We start from the raw sequence: 19,552 nt of genomic DNA, 5'->3' as shown, positions 1-19,552 counted from the left end.
TTTTCATAAAATTGTCAATGAATCACAGTGTCTTTCAGGTGTCTTTCTTTCGTTAATATCCGCTGTCATCCAAAATATTACATAAATGTCCGGGACATACCGTACCCGTTGCTAGGGTACGGGCCAAGGCCATCGCGCGTGCTTGTGTGCTACATACATTTGCGTATTCGGCTTGGGCATTGACAGTACCCCTTTGCACAATGCGAACCCCAAAGCCGGACTTCTCGTCGCCAAAAATATAATACTCCAATACACTGTTTTGACGCGATACGATTATTTTTCCTACATTTTTAACCATGAACGGCCACTCCTTTTACTTTCTTTTTTACCATATGTAGAGTTAAGCAGTGCCTTTTCTGCTTCTACTATTACAAATGGTACGAGAGAGAGAAGTGCAACTGCAAACCACTGGCCACCGCTGAGAACTGCGGTTTTGAATATTTGTGCAATTGGCTGGAACGCAATAACAGAAACCTGCATACAAGTGCAGATAACCGCGGCCACCAAAATCTGTGGGTTGCTGAGAAATCCGATGCGGAACAGCGAATGCGACGAACGCATGTTAAAGCTATGTACAATTTGAGAAAGGCTTAGCGTTGCAAACGCCATTGTACGACCTATAATGGGATACGAGGGGTCTATGTCGAAGAAGGCGCGGCCAATACTGTAGGCAAGAAGAGCCAACGCACCAATTAAACAGCCCTCCACCAAAATATTGTAGCCCATACCACCTGCGAAAACACTCTCATTTTGCCGATGCGGGGGTTGTTCCATCACATCGTCTTCAATTGGCTCCACTCCAAGTGCAAGTGCAGGGAGCGAATCGGTCACCAGATTAATCCACAAAAGCTGAATTGCGATCAAAGGAAGTGGCAAGTGCAATAAGAAAGCCATAAACACCGTGAGGATTTCACCAATATTGCAGGAAATTAAGAAGTGAATGGTCTTGCGAATATTTGCGTAAATACCGCGGCCTTCACGCACAGCTTCTACAATCGTTGCAAAGTTATCGTCCGTAAGAACCATATCTGCTGCGCTCTTTGCCACATCGGTACCCGAAATACCCATTGCGCAACCAATATCCGCCGCTTTCAGTGCCGGGGCGTCGTTTACACCGTCACCGGTCATTGCAACTACTTCACCGCGTTTTTGGAACGCCTTCACAATACGCACCTTATGCTCCGGCGAAACACGGGCAAAAACGGAATATTGATAAATGTTCTTTTCCAGCTCACGCTGCTCCATTTGGTCTAACTGCTGGCCGGTGAGTGCTTTATCGTCAGAACCCATCATTCCCAGCTTACCAGCAATGGCAACCGCGGTAGCCACATGGTCACCGGTTATCATAACCGCACGAATGCCTGCTTTCTTGCACAGGTGAACTGCCTTTTGAGCTTCCGGCCTGGGTGGGTCAATCATACCGATAAAGCCGCAGAACACCAAGTCTTTTTCCCACTCGCTTTCCGGCGGCAGCTGTTTTACATCTCGGTAGGCAACACCAAGCACACGCAGTGCACGAGAGGCCATCTGTTCGTTTCTACGCTGAAGCTCACGTCGAATCTGAGAATCCATCGGCGCTGCAAAGTTCGTACTTTGGCAGGAGGTGCAGCGTTCCATTAACAGGTCTGGCGCACCCTTTGTGATAATGCGGAATTGCTGATTATCAAGGCGATGCACCGTTGTCATCATCTTTCTGGCAGACTGAAAGGGTATTTCACGCACGCGGGGCATACGGCGCTCCAAATTCTCTTTTGAAACGGGAGAAGCTGCGAGTAACGCTGCCTCTGTTGGGTCGCCTTGAATTTTATCTCCGGAAACGGTGCAGTTATTGCAAAGTGTTGCCAGCTCTAATATACGCCTTGCCTGCGGATCCTCTTTGGTAAGCAGGCCGTCGTAACCGGCAACTTCAACCACCGTCATCTTGTTTTGCGTCAGTGTCCCGGTTTTATCAGAGCATATTACGCTGGCACTACCAAGTGTTTCCACTGCAGGCATTCGGCGAACAATTGCACGGCAATTTGCCATGCGGCGCACACCCATTGCCAGCACAATCGTAACCACCGCCGGCAGGCCTTCAGGAATTGCCGCTACCGCCAAGCTGATGGAAATCATAAACATATCTAACGGTTCTACGCTCTGGAGCAGTCCCATGATGAAAATTACGGCGCAAATGGCGAGGGCTCCAATTCCCAAAACCTTACCTGTGTGAGCCAGCCGCTTTTGCAGTGGCGTTTGGGGGGCCTCCTCCGAGTGGATCATGTGGGCAATCTTCCCCACCTGTGTTTCCATTCCGGTTGCAACCGCAACGCCAACACCGCGCCCGGCTGCTACGCTGCTGCTGGAATACAGCATGTTCTTTCTGTCACCAAGCGGCGTACGCTCGCCGCAAACCAACTCTGCCGATTTTTCAACTGGTAAAGATTCCCCGGTAAGCGCAGATTCCTCTGCCCGAAGATTGTGAGCTTCCAGAATACGCAGGTCAGCGGGAACAAAATCGCCCTCGGTAAGAAAAACAATATCACCGGGTACAATTTCTTTGGACGGAATTTTAACTCTCTTGCCGTCACGCATAACAATAGATTCTGGAGAAGACAGCTTTTTCAGCGCATCAATCGCCTTTTCAGCGCGACTCTCTTGCGCTACACCAATTACTGCATTCACAACCACAATTAGCAGAATAATAATGGGGTCTATGTAGTCATTCTCGTTGCGAACCAGCGAAGTAAAAAATGATACTGCCGCTGCAATTAAAAGGATAATGACCATAAAATCTTTAAATTGTTCCAAAAACTTTGCAATTAAACCTGGTCGTTTGCCCTCCTGCAGTTCATTTGGGCCATGTTCTCTGCTTCGCTGCTCTACCTGCGGAAACGTAAGTCCCCGTTTTGGGTCTGTTTTTAACTGCCGGACACATTCCTCTCTGGACAAACTTTGCCACTCCAAAACATATCAACTCCCGCTTTGATTTTCAGGCTATCGCCCACAACTGCCTTTGCATTGATTATATATATTAACCCGGGTGGACGAATTAGAACCGGTAGCGGAGATTTGTCGGAATTCACCGCAAAACGTGAAATTATCTTGCAGAGAATCATTACTCGTTTTTTTAGATTGCAGGAATAATGGTATTTCCCTTGACAAATGGAAGAAAAAGCCGATATCATATTTCATAGAAACAAAGAAATAAACTCAGAAGAGCGGTTCCTTTCCCACCAGGTTAAAACATAAGAAATACCGGTGACATTTGCGTGCGACGAATGATTCGCTTTGCAGTTCTCTACAAAGCGTGCTTTTGGTTGCTTCGTTTTTTTATTGCGATTATTATTGTGGGGATGGCATTCTCTTCAGAAAAGGTGGTAAAGCATGAACAAAAAGCAAATTACGGGGTTAATTGCGGCCGCGCTTGTATTTGTATTCATTTGCGGTTCCAGTATGATGATGCGTAGCTTTGCAGGTCAGCAACAGCAATCCAACTATATCGAGAAGCTTCTAAAATCAGCCAAAGAAGAGAACTTTGATTTTCCAACCAGCCCTTTTGTGGGAGTGGTAACGGTAGAGGGCACCATTCAGGCCTCCTCCTCTTCTTCCTTATTTCCAGAGGAAGGCTATAACCACAATCGTACTTTAAAGCTGATTGACGGCCTTGAGTCAGACCCCAACAACAAAGGAATTCTTTTATATGTAAATTCACCGGGCGGCGGCGTTTATGAAAGCAATGAGCTTTACAATCGCCTGCTCAAATACAAAGAAAAAACAAATCGCCCGGTATGGACCTATATGGCAAACATGGCGGCTTCCGGCGGTTACTACATCTCTATGGCATCCGACAAAGTGATTGCCAACAGCCAAACATGGACCGGTTCAATTGGTGTAATCATATCACTGTCCAACTACAAAGAGCTGATGGATAAAATCGGCATTAAAAGCGTACTGTTTACAAGCGGCAAAAATAAAGCAATGGGCAGTGCCGGAGTTGACATGACGGAGGAGCAAAAGCAGATTTTTCAGTCTTTGGTTGATGAACCCTATAATACCTTTGTAAGCATTGTGGCAAAAGGTCGCCATTTAGAGGAAGCAAAGGTAAGGCCTCTTGCGGACGGTCGTATTTACACCGCAAAGCAAGCATTGGAGAATAAGCTGATTGACAAAATTGAAGATTACGAAGAAGCACAGGCGGAATATGAAAAATCGCTGGGTGAAAAGGTAACCTTTTATACCCCCAATTACACTACTTCCCCGTTTGCTTCCCTTTTCTCAATGGCGAAGCAATACAACCGTAGCGATGCCGAAAAGCTGGCTGACCTAATGGATATTAAAGAGAGTGGGGTGCCAATGTACTATGCAGCCATTGGAGAATAACACAACGATTCGGGGCGGTTTTTTTGTGCGCCTAACTGCTTACCTAATTGACCTAATTCTCATTGGCGCAGTATTACTGCTCACAATTCGACTGCCGATTCTATTTATTCAGGCATCTAACCCTCAATCCTGGTTTTTAAGTCCCATCCTGTTCCGTTTCACCCCTTACGACATTTTGCTGTACCTTGCCGCTTCTGTTTATTTTATTGTAATGACCTATACCACTGGAGCGACCGTTGGCAAGCGTTTAATGAATTTGCGGGTTGTTACTTGTGACGACAGTAAGCTCACCTTTGTAAATGTTCTCTACCGTGAAACAATTGGACGTTACCTTTCTTCTTTATTATTCATTGGTTACCTGATGATTGGTGCAAGTGAAGCAAAGCAAGCTTTGCATGATCGCCTGTGCGATACACAAGTGATTTACACGTTTAAAGCCCCCGGGGTGTACGGAAATACAGCGTACGGCTACAACCAAGCTGCCACTGCAGCAACAGCGCCTTCTGCAACGGTTACCTATCGTCCCTTTGGTCAAATAAATGCAGGAGTGGCAAACGCCGATTCGCCGGCAGTGCAGGGAACACCTGAGTCGGCACCATTAGAACCGGTACCGGAGCAAGACCCCAAGAATTTTGAATAATATTCAATAAAAAGAACCACTGGCTATGCCAGTGGTTCTTTTTTTTAGTTTTTGACCCTAATTCCATAACCCAATTATTTATTTCCTTAAATGATGCTTGTTGCTTTAACTATATTCCAAAAGATGGACGTTTAAATAATAAAAACTGGGCAAAAATAGAATCAGGTGATTTATATGAATTTTAGAAAAAGGAAAAATACTCCAGAAAATGATACTAATCTAAACACAACAACAAAAAAGGAAAACTCACAGTTAACGTCTTCTTTAGAAGAGAATTTGAAAACCTTTCGCAACATTTTTGAATCAGATGAAACCATTGAATACCGGATGCTAGAAAACAAAACGCAAAAGTTCTTACAAGGCTGCGTTATTTTTGTTGACGGAATGATTGACCACCAAATACTCGACCAATATGTAATCGAACAAGTCCTCAGCAGCGATATTCCACGTTACACTCGCGAAGGATATGTTGAAGATCTGCAAAAAAAATCCATCACTGCCAGTAACGTTTTTCTAACGCAAAGTATTGAGGATATAACGGATGCAATCTTGCAGGGGAGTGCAGTTTTTTTACTGGATGGCTCTACCTATTCAACTGTTATTGATTGCAAAAATCTTGCAAGCCGTTCTGTTCAGGAAGCCAGCTCTGAGCAGGCGGTACGCGGCCCTCGCGATGGCTTTACCGAGCAGATTCTAGTGAACATTTCGCTGATACGAAGAAGAGTAATTTCTCCAGACTTAAAATTCAAATATAAAAACATTGGCACCATTACAAAGACGAAGGTGTGCATTTGTTATTTAGACAACATTGCTTCGGATCAAGTAGTAGAAGAATTAGAAAATCGGCTTGACAAACTCGAGATTGACGGCATTGTTGATTCCGGTTATATACAAGAATTAATCAAAGACTCCCCCCTCTCCCCCTTTGATACAGTTGGGTATACCGAGCGGCCCGATTCTGTGGTGGGCAAGATTTTAGAGGGCAGAGTGGCTTTAATTGTAGACGGCAGCCCGTTTGTGCTAACCGTCCCGTTTATTTTTCCTGAGATATTTCAAACGCCGGAGGATTACTACAACAACTTTATATTCTCTTCTTTTAACCGATTATTGCGCATTTTCGGAGCAATGATGGCTCTGTTTGTACCTGCAATTTATGTAAGCCTTACAAACTTTCACCAAGAGCTGCTGCCTACCCCTTTGCTCCTTAGTATTGCAGCGGGGCGCTCCGATGTACCGTTCCCTACGGTTTTAGAGGCTTTTTTAATGCTAATCGTATTTGAAATACTGCGAGAGGCCGGTGCCCGAATGCCTACCGCAATTGGCCAAACAGTTAGTATTGTGGGTGCCCTGGTGCTTGGGCAAGCCGCGGTTGACGCAAAGTTTATTGCCCCCTCTATGATTATTATCATTGCCCTTACGGGAATTTCAGCGCTTATGAACATAAAGGTTCAGGGTGCAATTCTTATACTTCGTTTTGTGTTTTTAATTCTGGCGGCTTTTATGGGCATCTACGGTGTTATTTTTGGGGCACTTTGCCTTTTAAATCACCTAATGAGTATTCGTTCGTTTGGTGTTCCCTATATGCTAACAGAAGGTTCGATTCGCTATACAGATATTAAAGATACCCTTATACGTGCGCCATGGTGGTATATGAAACTGCGCCCTCAAATCATTGCATCCAAAAACAGGTCACGAATGAAGAAGTACGCAAAGAAAGGAAAATAAAATGACGTTACTGCGCAAGTCAATCGCAATATTGCTCATTGTTTCCATGCTTTCCAGCCTTTGCGGCTGCTGGAACTACCGCCTGCTGGAGGATTTGGCAATTGTAGCCGGAATGGCGATTGACAAGGGTACCGATGACCGTTTTGAGCTTACCATTGAGATTGCGGAAGCCAAAAGTGGCAAGGAACGAATTGTAGCTTCTCATATTATTCATACCTCTGGTCAAACCATTTTCGATGCCGTTCGCGACGGAATCTCCATTGTTGGTAAAAAACTATACTGGAGCCATACCAAATCCATTATTGTCAGTGAAGAAATTGCACGAGATGAAATGTCTAATGTTATGGATTGGCTGGCGCGAGACGGAGAAACTCGAACAGATATTGAAATGTTTGTAGCACAGGGAATTCCGGCAAAGGACATTCTTCAGGTAGAAAACCCCTCAGAAGAAATTTTATCCTATTCACTGGAATCTATGGTTCTGAATGAAGACGGTTTATCAAAGGCGCATCATACACAAACGTGGAAATATGTAAACGATTTAATTTCCCCAGGGATTTACCCCACTGTGCCTTGCGTTCGCCTGTGGGATGACAGCGAAGGGCAAACGCCAACTGTAGAAGGGACTGCTCTGTTCCACAATTTTGACATCGTTGGCTTTCTTGATGGAGACCAGACAAATGATTTTCTCTACATTAAGAATAAAATAGAGGGCGGTCTATTGGTTTATCCTTTCACCTATCAAGGAAAAGAACAGTTTGTATCTCTTGAAATTTTTAAAAATGAAACCAAGTTTGAAACAAAGTGGAACGACTCTATACCGGAAATTACCTTGCGCATTGAAACTACTGCTGCCATTGACGAATTGCATGGTACGCCTGGTGAAATTGGAAATGAACTAACAAATGTATTAGAACGAACCGCTCAGGAATACCTGAAAAAAAGAATTGAAACAACCATACAAATGGTTCAAGGCAAATACAAGCTTGATGTATTTGGCTTTGGTAATTATATTTACCGTACAGAGCCGCATAAGTGGAAAGCGCTTGAGCCGAACTGGGATGATACATTCACCAAACTAAAAGTAAATGTTGAAACACAGGTTTCCATTAAAAACAGCGCTACCGTTAAAAAAACAATTCCCGGAGGTGTTGGCTAATGTTAGCTTTTGTCATACTCGTTTACGGGCTGATTGTTTTGTTTGATACGTTTCCCATCTATAAAGAAAAACCGAGAAAAGATTTTTGGGTCTCTACCAGTCTCCTTACCGTCTCATTTGTCTTATTTGTATTGTTTTCATTTGGAATCGATATTCCCAGTCCGGCTGGTCCGTTAAAACAATTTATCAATATGTTTTATCATTTAAATTAAGGAAGATATATGAAACAAGAACGCATTGCAAACCGTCAACTTTTTAGCATGGTTACCTTATTTGTTATTGGCAGCTCATTAATTATTGGGGTTGCTACGCAGGTGACCGTAGATAAATGGATTGCGATTTTAGTTGCTTTACCGGCTGCAATTCCAACATTATGGCTATATATGAAGCTGCTTTCTATATACCCCGGTAAAAACCTGTTCGATATTTTTGTATTGGTTTTTGGTAAGTGGATTGGGCAATTTTTTGTATTGCTCTATACATGGTACGCTTTTCATTTAGGCTCTATGGTACTGCGCAACTTTGGGGAGTTTGTTAAAATGATGGCTATGCCGGAGACCCCAATGATGGTTCCCCTTATATTCATGGCCATCTCTTGTATTTGGATTGTCAGGGAGGGAATTGAGGTTTTGGGGCGCAGTGCTTTTTTTCTGCTGCCCATTATGGTGCTTATTATATTAATTGTACAATTTCTTTGTATTCCACAACTAAATCCAGAATTCATCACACCCATTTTGGCAGATGGCTGGAAGCCCGTGTTGGAGGGTGCCTTTTCTACCTATACCTTTCCGTTCGCCGAAACCGTTTTAATTGCTACTATTTTTTGCTGCCCCGTAAACAAGAAAGTGCCCTACAAGCCTTTTTTAGGCGGGTTCCTTGCAGGTGTGGTAATTATTTTAGCTGTTACCTTTCGCAATATTTTGGTATTAGGTGCTGTGCAGGAGATGGGCCTTTATTTTCCCTCCTATATTGCAGTAGGACGAATTCGTATTGGCGACTTTTTGCAAAGAATTGAAGTTACGGTATCCATTGTATTTGTTGTTGGCGCTTTTATAAAAATCAGTGTATGTTTATTGGCGACCTGCATGGGTATAAAAAAGCTGGCAGGTTTAAACAGCTTTCGCTCTGTCGCGATACCGGTTGGTATTCTAATGATTTTGTTTAGCTACACCTTGTATAGCAATGCAATGGAAATGGTAACGTGGGCATTTGAAACCTACTCTTTCTACGCCCTCCCCTTCCAAATCTTCATCCCGCTTATTTTGTTGGCAGCTGCCATGTTTCAACGGCGGAATGAGAATAAATCGAGCGCACTGCCCTCCTCTTAGGTAAAGAGGGTTTACATCAAAACAATTTCTTGTTTTTCGAAGCCAACATCCAAATGATGTTGGCTTTTGCTGCAATACCACTTTCTAAATAATTTCTTTACATTCATTCTCAATTCTTTTATGATTCTTTTTACCCGTTGTGGTGTTCAACTAACGTATTGTTGATCCGAGAAATTGGAAGAAGAGAAAAGCTTCCCCAAAATCATAAATCGCTTTGTTTAATTTCGATTTGTGCAAACATACTCTATCACCTTAAATTTTCAAATTCACTCTATTGAAATTACATATTTTATTTCAAAACCCTTTGTGGTATGATGATGCCTGTTCTTTTCGCTCTTTTAAGCAATCAAACGGAAATTACGGTGATTTTATTGAATATACAAGCTATCTCGATTCAAAAAATAAAGCGCGGGTTCGCCAAAGAACCCATCTTGCTTTCTTCCTTGTTGCTGGCACTCTTCTCTATGTTTCTTGTACCGCCATCAAAAGACTATTTTAATTATATCGATTTTAAAACATTATCTTGCCTTTTTTGCCTTATGGCTTCCGTGGTTGGTCTTCAGCGAGAGGGCATCCTCGAAAAAATCTCTCTTCTTGTATGTTCACGTATTACGAATTCACGTACGCTTACTTTTTTTCTTGTATTCGCCAGCTATTTTCTCTCTATGCTGGTCACAAATGATGTTGCACTCATTACCGTTATCCCCATTACATTGTCAATTCTGTCTGCTTGTGCCTTGGATGAGTGGAGCGCTTATATTATTGTACTGCAAACGATTGCGGCAAATGTAGGTTCTTCTATGACGCCATTCGGCAATCCTCAGAATCTCTATTTGTTTTCTCGTTTTCATATGGGTGTTGCAGATTTTTTCACTACTATGCTACCCATTGGTCTTGTGGGCGGAGTGCTGTTGGCTTTGAGCTGCCTGCTCATTGCACCAAAGATGCTTACTTCACCTGCAATGCCAGAAAGAACCCCCGCACGGCCAAAACGAATTTTTCTGTATAACGCATTGTTTTTGCTGTCTACTTCCTCGGTATTCGACTGGCTGCCGTATCAGGCTACCCTTTTACTTGTGCTAGCCGTTTTAATCCCCATCGACAAAAAAGTATTGGCAGGCGTAGATTATAGCCTGTTGGCAACCTTTTTTTGCATTTTCGTCTTTGTCGGCAACTTGGGTAACATTCCACCAATACATTCCTTTTTGTCTTATTTCACACAAAGGAGCACCATGCTTTCGGCTATCCTCAGCAGTCAGTTTATCAGCAATGTTCCAGCAGCGATTCTACTATCGGGTTTCACTCAAGAATCGCACAAATTACTCCTTGGTGTAAACATTGGCGGCCTTGGCACATTAATCGCCTCTATGGCAAGTGTTATTTCTTATAAATTTTATGCTGCCGTTTACAAGGAGGGAACTCAACGTTTTTTAAAGCTATTTACAGCGGTGAATCTGCTTTTTTTAGTGTTGCTGTCACTCTTTGAGTATGTTTGGCAGCGTTAAAAATCTGCCTCTACTCAAACGCCTTATGAAAATTTCAATTTTCATAAGGCGTTTTTTTCATTTGCTTGTAAATAATATTGAAAATAAAGTGAGCATAGTGGCTTTATATAGGAGCGTAAATAAAAGACAAATCCTACCCTTTCTATTTTTTGCGAAAGAAATTATAATAAAGAAATATATAGCGTGTTTGACTTATTTTGAATTTATTTGTAACTCTTAATTTATTATAAAAAATAACCAGATAAGCGTTCTACACAATGCTGGATTTTATCTAAACTTTTTGTTGACTTATATTAATTTTAATAAAAAGATATAAAAATAATTATATAGTTGGTTCCGATTATTTATATTAGACAAACAAGAAATGAACTGCTACAATGTATCCGGTTGTATATATATTATAATTTTCGACATAATTCGCTTATTCTGTTAATAACACTCCGTTAAAAGACGGTTTTCAACAATCAGCATGAAATCTTTAATTGAAATTTCGCTGATTGTTTTACCATGTGGTTATACCAATTATTACCGTAATTCATGAACCAGCGGTTTGTTTTCGTGTGTGGGATACCATGAATACGCCGTAAATTGTGATACAAATGAAAGGAAGATTCTCATGAAATGTCTCATTATTGATGCAGTCCATAGTTCTATCTCGGAGGAATTGGGCAAGTACATGCAGGTTGACACCCATATGCTCCCCTCACAGCAGGAGCTTGTAAAGTTGATTCCTGAATATGATGTTCTTGTTATGCGTGTAGACCCCGCCATCAACAAAGAAATTCTCGACGCAGCAAAAAACCTGAAGGTAATCGGTGTTTGCTCCGTTGGCCTGAACCATGTTGATTTGGAAACCGCTAAGGCAAAGGGCATTCAGGTATTCAATGCTCCCGGCCTCAACGCAAATGCAGTTGCAGAGCTCACCCTCTCCAAAATGCTGGATATGGCTCGCCATACCATCCCTGCTGATGCGGATGTTAAGGTAAACAAAAATTGGGATAAATATAAGTTTGTTGGCAGTGAGCTGAGAGGCAAAACTCTTGGTATTCTGGGCTTTGGCCGCATTGGCCGCCGCGTAGGCGAACTGGGCCGTGCATTCATGATGGATGTTGTAGCTTATGATCCCTTCCTCAAGCCCGAAGACTTTGAGAAAGAGCACTCCAAGGGTATGGAGATTGATGAGCTGCTGAAGGTTGCTGACTACATTTCCATTCATATCCCCTTGACTCCTGACACCAAGGATCTGTTCAATGCAGTTTCCATTGAGAAGATGAAGCCCGGCGCAGTGGTTCTGAACATGAGCCGTGGTGGCATTGTGAACGAAAAAGATATGTATGAGGCTCTCAAAGCCAATAAAATTGCAGGCTACGCTTCTGACGTTATGGAGAACGAGCTGGCAGCTGGTGGCTTAGGTGAAGGTGCAGGATTCGACTCCCCCTTGTTCGAGTGCGAGAACTTCATCGTTACTCCTCACTTGGGCGCTCAGACCATTGATGCTTCCCGCGATATCGGTGTGTTCATTACCGCTAAGCTGAAGGAAGCTTTGAACCTAAAATAATAAAGAGTACCGTTGCAGCATAAACTGCTGAAAACTTTCTCTTGTAAATGAAATGCCGCCCAAACTGTGGGCGGCATTTTTCTGCTATTTTATCGAAAAGCACTTTTCACGCAAACACTCATACTAACTTTTACTAACTTTAAAATCATCATTTACATTATCTACTACATAATAATGAAATTCTTAATTAGAAAGAGCTCTAATATAGAAGAGACCCTGCTTGTACCAAACCAATTCCAGCCGCTCCCGGGCCAGAATGCGCCCCTACTACAACGCCTAAGTCACTCCTGAATATCTGCCCAGAGTAAGAGGTCATCTTTTTTAGGTATTCTACTGCGTACTCCGCATCTTCCATATACTCTGCATTTTGAACAGTAACAATCAGCTGACTCCAATCCGATATTCGGGAGGCCGCAATATCCATCATTGCTTTCAGCGAGCTTTTTCGGCCAATCACTGCTTTTACCGGACGAACCGCTCCCTCCACAAACTCACAAACTGGTTTTATTTGGGCAAGCTTACCCAAAAAAGCCGTTGCGCCTCCAATTCTTCCCCCGGCCTCCATGTATTTTAAATTATTAACAACAAACAGTGTTGTAATATTGTTTACGGCCTGGCTTACCCGGCTTACGATTTCTTGAAAATCTTTGCCGCTTTCTATCATTTTTGCAATCGCAATTTCGAAAGAAGCTTGTCCGCATGCGCAAGTATTGGAATCAATAACGGCAACCTGCGCATCTTTATGTCCCTCTAAAAAAACCTCTTTTGCCATGGATGCCATTTGGTAGCTGGAAGATAATTTAGAGGAAATAGTGGTGACAATCAGTTTCTTTATTCCTTCGGCATATTGCTTTTCAAGAGCTGCAAGCCAGTCGTTCACATTGGGTGCTGCTGTCTGCGGAACATCCTCCGGATTTTTTTCCATATGCTTATAAAAATCACCATTACTATAATCTACATTTTCACAGTAATACTCTGTATTTTGGAATTTAAAATAAAACGGTACTTCAATAATTTGGTGCTGTTCAACGACTTTCTGCGGAAGGCCACCCGAAGAATCCGCAATTAAACACACATCTTTTTTTATTGCCATAATCTCTACTCCATTTTCCGGCACACACTTTATGCCTGTAGTCCATATTACCAAGGTGCTTGTCTTATTCCGGAGTAATATGTACTGGAACGCCGTTTACCTCAACGCCATCTTCCGCGCGGATTAGAATGTATTTAATTCCATTAATTATACGGGTTTCCACCAATTGGTCGCTTTCCCCGCTGATTTGAATTTTAATATTGGGTGCGGTCACAACGGTATTCTTTGAATCTACCAGGTTTTTCGGACTTAAATTTGTATCACTGCCAAATTGCTCGTCGTACTGCTGTTCAAAGCTTTCAATATGCTCTTTTGAAACTCCCTGTGTCTCTAGAATTCTTGAAACATGGTTTTTCGATATGGTGAGCGGTGCTTCTTCCTTGTTCGCCTTATGCTCTTCAATCATATTCTTTAGGTGCTCCTGCACAGCACACACGGTATCAAAATCGCATTCCTTTTCAAGTGATTCACACAAGATACTTTGGAACATTTCTTTTTGCTCATCCGCAGGCATGGGAACATTGCAGTGAAAGACTGTGTCTACAAATTCCGAATGGGTTTCGGAGGTATCCTGTACATAAAAAAGTGCACTGTATATGTTGGTACTGCGTTCATCAAATGCAGGAAACAAAAAACCAAGCTTTGGCGGAGAAACCACCCAATCGGTTTTGCAGTTTCGGAACGCATTTTCGGTAACGTAATACCCCAGTGCCGGTTTTGTTAGTTTAACGGGACACACACTGCAAAGAATGTAAGAATACACCTCGGAGGAATTGTCATCCTGCCTTTCTCCATCCTTAGAGCGAAAAGGAACGTCATAGGTATCATGGGTCAAAAGGATCAAATAATTCTCATCCATATGAACAGATTGAATTACTTTTTGAAAGAATTGCTCAATTACCTCCTCATCCTTAAGCGAGGAGTCTTTTAACGCCATCAGCAAACGGTGTTCTTCACTGTCTACCACCTGTTGTGTGGAAAACTCGATATTCAGCAGGTTCTTATTTAGCGTACCGGAAAGAGTTTTCTTTAAAATCGATATGCAGTTTTCCGCCTCTTCCTGCGGCATCAGTGCAAGTGACTGATTTAATTGTGAAATCATTTCACCCTCTTTATTCACATAGCACCCGCGAATGCTTCGAATATTATTTTTATCGGGTCGAAAGCGACGGCGAATTTCTGAAACTTCTTTTTCATTCATGGCAAACCCTCACTCTTTAACTTGTATTTACATCTCACTCCGTTACCACCCATCATCCGTGAATCGAATCCATCTGTTTGGTAGTATTTGAGTGTTGATTGTACTCTTAACGATACCACATTTTTTTCCAATTTTGCAACCTTTTTCCAAAGAATGCCAATAGCAAATGCTTCTTATTTTATCTTATTGGTTCGTTATTCAATATGTAAAAAGAATAATTATCTTTTCCTGAAATAAACGGCAGACAGGCTGCTCTCCCGAAAGGGAAACACAGCCTGTCTGCCGTTCCATATGCTCAAATTTACCTTGTACTCATTTTTTGAATGGCTTCCCACAAGCCGTTTAAGTAGGTGATGCCAAGCGCTCTGTCATAGAGGCCATAACCGGCACGCCCTTTTTCGTCCCAAATCATTCTGCCATGGTCTGGCCGTACATAACCTTCAAACCCAACATCGTGGTAGGCTTTCATTATTTCAAATAGATCCAGAGAGCCGTCGGTGCTTAGGTGTGAGCTTTCATCAAACTTCCCACGTTCGTGAATTTTAATATTACGCACGTGTGCAAAATGAATTCGGCTGCCAAAGCGGCGAACCAGACCGGGAATGTCGTTATCCGGGTTTGAGCCCAGTGATCCGGAACAAAGGGTTAGGCCATTGTATTTGCTATCAACAAGGCCGAGTATCCGCTCCAGATTCTCTGCATTGGTGGTAATACGAGGCAGGCCAAAAATATCCCACGGCGGGTCATCCGGATGAATGGCCATTTTAATATCGCATTCCTCGCACACGGGGATAATCTGCTCCAGAAAATACTTTAGGTTGGCAAACAGATCATCATGCGAAACACTTTTGTACTGCTCAAACAGCTTTTTCAAGCTAGCCATGCGTTCCGGCTCCCAGCCAGGCATTTCAAACCCGCCAGAATCCTTTTGAATTTCATCCGCCATTTTCTGCGGGTCGGTAATCTGATCAATAATTGACTGGTCGTACGACAATACGTTAGAACCGTCTGGCAGCACCTTGGCTAAATCCGAACGGGTCCAATCGAACACAGGCATAAAATTATAGCACACAACCTTTACGCCAATCTCTTTTAGGTTACGCAAAGTTTGCTTGTAATTTTCAATATAACGCTCCCGGGAAGGAAGACCAAGCTTTATGTCCTCATGAACATTCACGCTCTCAATGACTTCCAGCTCAAGGCCAGCATCGTTTACTTCTTTTTGCAGTGCCTTAATTTTATCGAGCGGCCACAGTTCTCCGGCTGGAACATCCATTAAGGTGCCAACCACACCGGATACACCGGGGATTTGGCGAATATATTTAAGAGAAATTGGGTCAAAACCGCTGCCATACCAGCGAAATGTCATTTTCATTTTGTAATTACTCCTTTTAATCCAGATAACGCTTTAAGGTGTTACGCACTGCGTGAGGCCCATGAATCAGCTCTTGGAACATGCCTTCCACGATTTCACCAAGCTCTGCTTCATACAGGTTAACGCCGAACACCGCTTCATTTTCCAGCACGGGGCGCAATTGACCATGATAGGACGAGGGGTTGCCCAGTTCAATCCCCTGTAAGTACTGCAAAAGCTGCTCGCGCATTGGGTCTGCGCTTATTTCCATCGGCTCGCCGTTATCATCCAAAGCCAACAGGTAACGCAGCCAGCCTGCCAATGCCAGTGGGATGGCAACCAGATTGGTTGGGCTAAGCCCCTCCCTGTTTTGGTACGCACGAATGGTTTCACCAAAACGGATGGCAACCTTTTGGGAGGTGTCCGTTGCAATTCGCTGCGGCATATCGGGAATAAAGCGGTTTGGAAGGCGCTGGTCGATTACCTCATGGATAAAATCCATAGGGTGGATAATACCCGGGTCTACCACAACCGGCATTCCCTCATCATAGCCGATTCGCTCCACCAGTTTCTTGAGCTGCGGGTCGCTCATTTCTGCCGCAATGGAATCATACCCCAATAGGCAGCCATACACCGCCAGGGCCGTATGCAGGGGATTCAGGCAAGTTGTTACCTTCATGCGCTCGGTATTTTCTACCGTGGTGCGGTCTGTAAAATACACACCGGCCTGCTCCAACGATGGGCGGCCATTGGGGAATTTATCTTCCACTACCAGGTACTGCGGAATCTCTGCATTTACAAACGGGGCAATAAAGGTCTTCTTTTCTGTAATAACCGGTGCCATTTCTTCGATGCCGTCCTGCTCCAAAGCCTTTTGAACAATGGGAGAAGGTCGGGGGGTGATTTTATCAATCATCGACCACGGAAAGGCTACCATTTCCGTATTTTCCATATATGCGGTAAATTCCGCGGGAACCAAACCGTTCTTTTCCCAGAACCGAACAATCTCTAATACGGAGGTGGAAAGCTTCTCCCCATTTTTGGAGCAATTATCCATACTCACAAAAGCGACCGGCAGTTCTCCCACACAATAGCGCTCATACGCCAAAGAAGCAACAACTGCCATTGCATGGCGTGGTGCTTTGGGGCCTGCCTGCAAGTCTTCCTGCGCAACCGGTAAAAGCTCGCCTTTCATATCGCGCAGGCTATATCCCTTTTCTGTGATGGTAAAGCTGACCATTTGCAAGGATGGACTGCGGAAAATCCGCTTGAGCTCATTCCAATCCTGCTCTTGGTTCGGTGTGGCGGAAAGCCCGCTAGCGATGCTGCCAACCACGGATTTGTCTAGTCGACCATCCGGATTCATAAGCACCAAAAGTGCCAGATTATCGTATGGTTGATAAATCTTTTCAATAATCTCGTTATCAAAGGTTTCTGCCGCAATAATTCCGGTGCTGGCAGAACCGCTTTCCAGCAGGCGCTGCTGCAGCTCTGCAATAAAGCCTCTAAAAATATTGCCCGCACCAAAATGCACCCACTGCGGTGTTTCTTTGGTTTGCTGGCGCATCGCCTCTATGTCGAACCTTGGCAAACGAATGCCAGCTTTTTCCCATTGCTCCTCTTGGCGAATCGCCTCATGGCTTAGCTTCATACTTTTCTCTCCTTTTGCTCTGAACCACCACTAGTGCCGCTAAAAAAGCGGCATAGCTATATCATCCGCCTAGCCATCTTAAAGGTACTTCTACAAGGGCGGGCACAAGTGCCAGCAGGAAGCACAGGATGGTTTGAGCGATAAAATACGGCATGGTCGGCAGTATGATTTTATCCATCTTTACTTTACCAGTAGCGCAGGCGACATTCAAAACAGGCCCTACGGGAGGGGATGTAAGCCCTAGCACGTTCATAAGTACAAATACAATACCGAAATACACCGGGTCTATACCCGCTGCTTTAACTAGTGGCAACATAATGGGTGTAAGGATGAGAATACTGGGAACCACATCCATCGCAAGGCCAACCACTACTACAATACACATCAAAACGAACATCAAAAGAGTAGGTCTTTCTACCAGACCCTCAAGACCGGAGGTCATCATCTGCGGAATGCGTGAGATTGTCATGAAATAGGCTGCACAGTTTGCAGCAGCGGCAAGGAACATAACAACGGCAGACATTTTTGCAGAAGCAACGAACGCTTTCATTAAATCCTTAATTTTCATCTCACGGTAGACAAACATACCTATTAGAATGGCATATACGCAGGCAATAACGCCGGCTTCCGTTGCAGTAAAGTAACCGGAGCGCAGGCCTACGAGGATAATAACCGGCAGTAGCAATGCCCACATACCAGATAGAATAATCTTAATTGCTTCTTTGGGTTCTGGCTTTGCAATGCTCTCTGTGTCTGGCACAACTCCCTTTTTGCGGGATACAAAGAACCACACGACACTGGCAATAACGGTAAGGTAAATCGCCGGTGCAATACCACCCATAAAGAGCGACTTTATGGATACACCCGCTGCAATACCATACACAATCATTGGTACAGATGGCGGCATAATCGGTGCAACCAAGTTTGCACTTGCAGTTAACGCTGCTGCTTTTTCACGGTTATAGCCGGAATCCGCCATCATGGGGATTAAAATAGCTCCCAATGCAGCACAGGCTGCGACGGCAGAGCCTACGAGTGAGGCAAACATCAAGCACGCGAGAATGGTTACATACCCCAAACCACCGCGTACACGCCCAATAAAAATGTTACAAAACGCAATAATGCGCTTGGTAAGACCACCGCGATTCATAATTTCGCCTGCCAATACGAAGAAAGGTAGTGCCATCATAGTTACGGAGTCTGAACCTTGCATGAGTGTGCGTGCAATAATGGTTGGGTTTGCATCGCCGCCGCCAAGTGCCAGTGCGGTTGATACGGCACACAGCAGCAATGCCACTGCAATCGGCAGGCCAATTGCAATACCTACCAGCATAGAAATAATAAAGATAGCAATGATCATTGCAGCCCGGCTCCTTCCCCAAATTCATCTTCGTTTTGTGTTGCGTCCTCTTCGCCGTGGTCACCAAAGAGCTTGAGTACAGGCTCTTTCAGCGCAATCATGCGGTACAGGTTCACCAGAGAAATAATGATGACCGAAACACCCAGCAAAACTCCCGCAAAGTGAATCATGAATACCGGAAAGTGCGTTGCAACCCAAAAATCATTGCGATTCTTCCACGCATTTTGGAATGCGCCGGTTGCCAGTACGCCCATCATCCAAATAATAAATCCCTGAATTACCACATACAGTGCTTTCTGCTTGGGTCCGGTAAGTTTTGTAAGCAATGTATCAATCATCAGGTGGCGATTTTCACGGGCCGCTATAATCGAACCCAAATAAACCAAATAAATAAAGCAGATTCGCGCAATTTCTTCACTCCACGCAAAGCCCATATTGAACTGGCGCAGTATGACGTTCATAAATGTAAAAAAGATCATCATGCCTAAGAATACGGCGATGATTATTTCGATTCCGCGGAACAGTTTATCAACAACTTTTTCAAAAGCTTGCCACTTTTGGCTGTTGCCAGACATAAGCTTCCCCCTCCTCCGTGTTACATAAGACCGCACCCCGCTCA

Annotated in this window: 15 protein-coding genes; 7 read left to right on the top strand and 8 right to left on the bottom strand. The window is 43.8% G+C overall.

The window, feature by feature from the left end:
- Nucleotides 1–52 precede the first annotated feature (52 nt).
- Both E7L17_RS06270 and E7L17_RS06265 read right to left on the bottom strand, forming a co-directional pair.
- Nucleotides 53–298, bottom strand: coding sequence for a DUF6514 family protein (locus E7L17_RS06270; RefSeq protein WP_316322399.1), 246 nt, complete (start codon nucleotides 296–298; stop codon nucleotides 53–55).
- Complete coding sequence (locus tag E7L17_RS06265) at nucleotides 283–2,928, bottom strand: calcium-translocating P-type ATPase, PMCA-type (protein WP_316322487.1); 2,646 nt, start codon at nucleotides 2,926–2,928, stop codon at nucleotides 283–285. The genes E7L17_RS06270 and E7L17_RS06265 overlap by 16 nt, the downstream gene beginning before the upstream one ends.
- A 435-nt stretch (nucleotides 2,929–3,363) precedes the next feature.
- Between E7L17_RS06265 and sppA the strand changes: the two genes are divergently transcribed.
- The 7 genes from sppA to E7L17_RS06230 all read left to right on the top strand — a co-directional run bounded on the left by sppA (nucleotide 3,364) and on the right by E7L17_RS06230 (nucleotide 12,274).
- Nucleotides 3,364–4,359: a signal peptide peptidase SppA gene (sppA, locus tag E7L17_RS06260; protein WP_316322398.1), complete on the top strand. Its 996-nt coding sequence runs from the start codon at nucleotides 3,364–3,366 to the stop codon at nucleotides 4,357–4,359.
- Nucleotides 4,340–4,999, top strand: coding sequence for an RDD family protein (locus tag E7L17_RS06255; RefSeq protein WP_316322397.1), 660 nt, complete (start codon nucleotides 4,340–4,342; stop codon nucleotides 4,997–4,999). The genes sppA and E7L17_RS06255 overlap by 20 nt, the downstream gene beginning before the upstream one ends.
- 174 nt (nucleotides 5,000–5,173) lie before the next feature.
- Nucleotides 5,174–6,724, top strand: a complete 1,551-nt coding sequence (locus E7L17_RS06250) for a spore germination protein (protein ID WP_316322396.1) — start codon at nucleotides 5,174–5,176, stop codon at nucleotides 6,722–6,724.
- 1 nt (nucleotide 6,725) lies between these two features.
- Nucleotides 6,726–7,883 (top strand): Ger(x)C family spore germination protein, encoded by a 1,158-nt coding sequence (locus E7L17_RS06245; RefSeq protein ID WP_316322395.1) that lies wholly within the window; start codon nucleotides 6,726–6,728, stop codon nucleotides 7,881–7,883.
- A 221-nt stretch (nucleotides 7,884–8,104) separates the two neighbouring features.
- Nucleotides 8,105–9,211 (top strand): endospore germination permease, encoded by a 1,107-nt coding sequence (locus E7L17_RS06240; RefSeq protein WP_316322394.1) that lies wholly within the window; start codon nucleotides 8,105–8,107, stop codon nucleotides 9,209–9,211.
- Between the two features lie 362 nt (nucleotides 9,212–9,573).
- Entirely contained in the window at nucleotides 9,574–10,716 is a 1,143-nt protein-coding gene (locus E7L17_RS06235; protein WP_316322393.1) for an SLC13 family permease, read from the top strand.
- A gap of 616 nt (nucleotides 10,717–11,332) precedes the next feature.
- Nucleotides 11,333–12,274 (top strand): D-2-hydroxyacid dehydrogenase, encoded by a 942-nt coding sequence (locus tag E7L17_RS06230; protein ID WP_316322392.1) that lies wholly within the window; start codon nucleotides 11,333–11,335, stop codon nucleotides 12,272–12,274.
- 199 nt (nucleotides 12,275–12,473) lie between these two features.
- On the opposite strand, the gene E7L17_RS06225 is transcribed toward E7L17_RS06230, so the two are convergent.
- The 6 genes from E7L17_RS06225 to E7L17_RS06200 all read right to left on the bottom strand — a co-directional run bounded on the left by E7L17_RS06225 (nucleotide 12,474) and on the right by E7L17_RS06200 (nucleotide 19,508).
- On the bottom strand, nucleotides 12,474–13,367 hold the full coding sequence (locus tag E7L17_RS06225) for a DegV family protein (RefSeq protein ID WP_316322391.1): 894 nt from the start codon (nucleotides 13,365–13,367) through the stop codon (nucleotides 12,474–12,476).
- A 64-nt stretch (nucleotides 13,368–13,431) separates the two neighbouring features.
- Nucleotides 13,432–14,568, bottom strand: a complete 1,137-nt coding sequence (locus E7L17_RS06220) for a DUF4317 domain-containing protein (RefSeq protein ID WP_316322390.1) — start codon at nucleotides 14,566–14,568, stop codon at nucleotides 13,432–13,434.
- Nucleotides 14,569–14,869: 301 nt separating this feature from the next.
- Nucleotides 14,870–15,943 carry a mannonate dehydratase gene (gene uxuA, locus E7L17_RS06215; RefSeq protein WP_316322389.1) on the bottom strand — a complete coding sequence of 358 codons (1,074 nt, stop codon included), beginning with the start codon at nucleotides 15,941–15,943 and terminating at the stop codon, nucleotides 14,870–14,872.
- Between the two features lie 16 nt (nucleotides 15,944–15,959).
- Entirely contained in the window at nucleotides 15,960–17,573 is a 1,614-nt protein-coding gene (locus E7L17_RS06210; protein ID WP_316322388.1) for a mannitol dehydrogenase family protein, read from the bottom strand.
- Nucleotides 17,574–17,634: 61 nt separating this feature from the next.
- Nucleotides 17,635–18,933: a TRAP transporter large permease gene (locus tag E7L17_RS06205; protein ID WP_316322387.1), complete on the bottom strand. Its 1,299-nt coding sequence runs from the start codon at nucleotides 18,931–18,933 to the stop codon at nucleotides 17,635–17,637.
- Nucleotides 18,930–19,508, bottom strand: coding sequence for a TRAP transporter small permease (locus E7L17_RS06200; RefSeq protein WP_316322386.1), 579 nt, complete (start codon nucleotides 19,506–19,508; stop codon nucleotides 18,930–18,932). Before E7L17_RS06200 ends, E7L17_RS06205 begins: the two co-directional genes overlap by 4 nt.
- Nucleotides 19,509–19,552: the final 44 nt, after the last annotated feature.

The organism is Clostridium sp. (assembly GCF_032576335.1).
Taxonomy (GTDB): Bacteria; Bacillota; Clostridia; order Oscillospirales; family Acutalibacteraceae; genus Faecalispora.
The sequence above is the reverse complement of the archived record's forward strand: the minus strand, read 5'-3'. Positions and strand labels throughout refer to the sequence as shown.

Bases quoted from the DNA above. Each gene is read 5' to 3' on its own strand.
- E7L17_RS06270 (WP_316322399.1), bottom strand. From the start codon at position 298: ATGGTTAAAAATGTAGGAAAAATAATCGTATCGCGTCAAAACAGTGTA.
- sppA (WP_316322398.1), top strand. From the start codon at position 3,364: ATGAACAAAAAGCAAATTACGGGGTTAATTGCGGCCGCGCTTGTATTT.
- E7L17_RS06255 (WP_316322397.1), top strand. From the start codon at position 4,340: ATGCAGCCATTGGAGAATAACACAACGATTCGGGGCGGTTTTTTTGTG.
- E7L17_RS06250 (WP_316322396.1), top strand. From the start codon at position 5,174: ATGAATTTTAGAAAAAGGAAAAATACTCCAGAAAATGATACTAATCTA.
- E7L17_RS06245 (WP_316322395.1), top strand. From the start codon at position 6,726: ATGACGTTACTGCGCAAGTCAATCGCAATATTGCTCATTGTTTCCATG.
- E7L17_RS06240 (WP_316322394.1), top strand. From the start codon at position 8,105: ATGAAACAAGAACGCATTGCAAACCGTCAACTTTTTAGCATGGTTACC.
- E7L17_RS06230 (WP_316322392.1), top strand. From the start codon at position 11,333: ATGAAATGTCTCATTATTGATGCAGTCCATAGTTCTATCTCGGAGGAA.
- E7L17_RS06225 (WP_316322391.1), bottom strand. From the start codon at position 13,367: ATGGCAATAAAAAAAGATGTGTGTTTAATTGCGGATTCTTCGGGTGGC.
- E7L17_RS06220 (WP_316322390.1), bottom strand. From the start codon at position 14,568: ATGAATGAAAAAGAAGTTTCAGAAATTCGCCGTCGCTTTCGACCCGAT.
- uxuA (WP_316322389.1), bottom strand. From the start codon at position 15,943: ATGAAAATGACATTTCGCTGGTATGGCAGCGGTTTTGACCCAATTTCT.
- E7L17_RS06210 (WP_316322388.1), bottom strand. From the start codon at position 17,573: ATGAAGCTAAGCCATGAGGCGATTCGCCAAGAGGAGCAATGGGAAAAA.
- E7L17_RS06205 (WP_316322387.1), bottom strand. From the start codon at position 18,933: ATGATCATTGCTATCTTTATTATTTCTATGCTGGTAGGTATTGCAATT.
- E7L17_RS06200 (WP_316322386.1), bottom strand. From the start codon at position 19,508: ATGTCTGGCAACAGCCAAAAGTGGCAAGCTTTTGAAAAAGTTGTTGAT.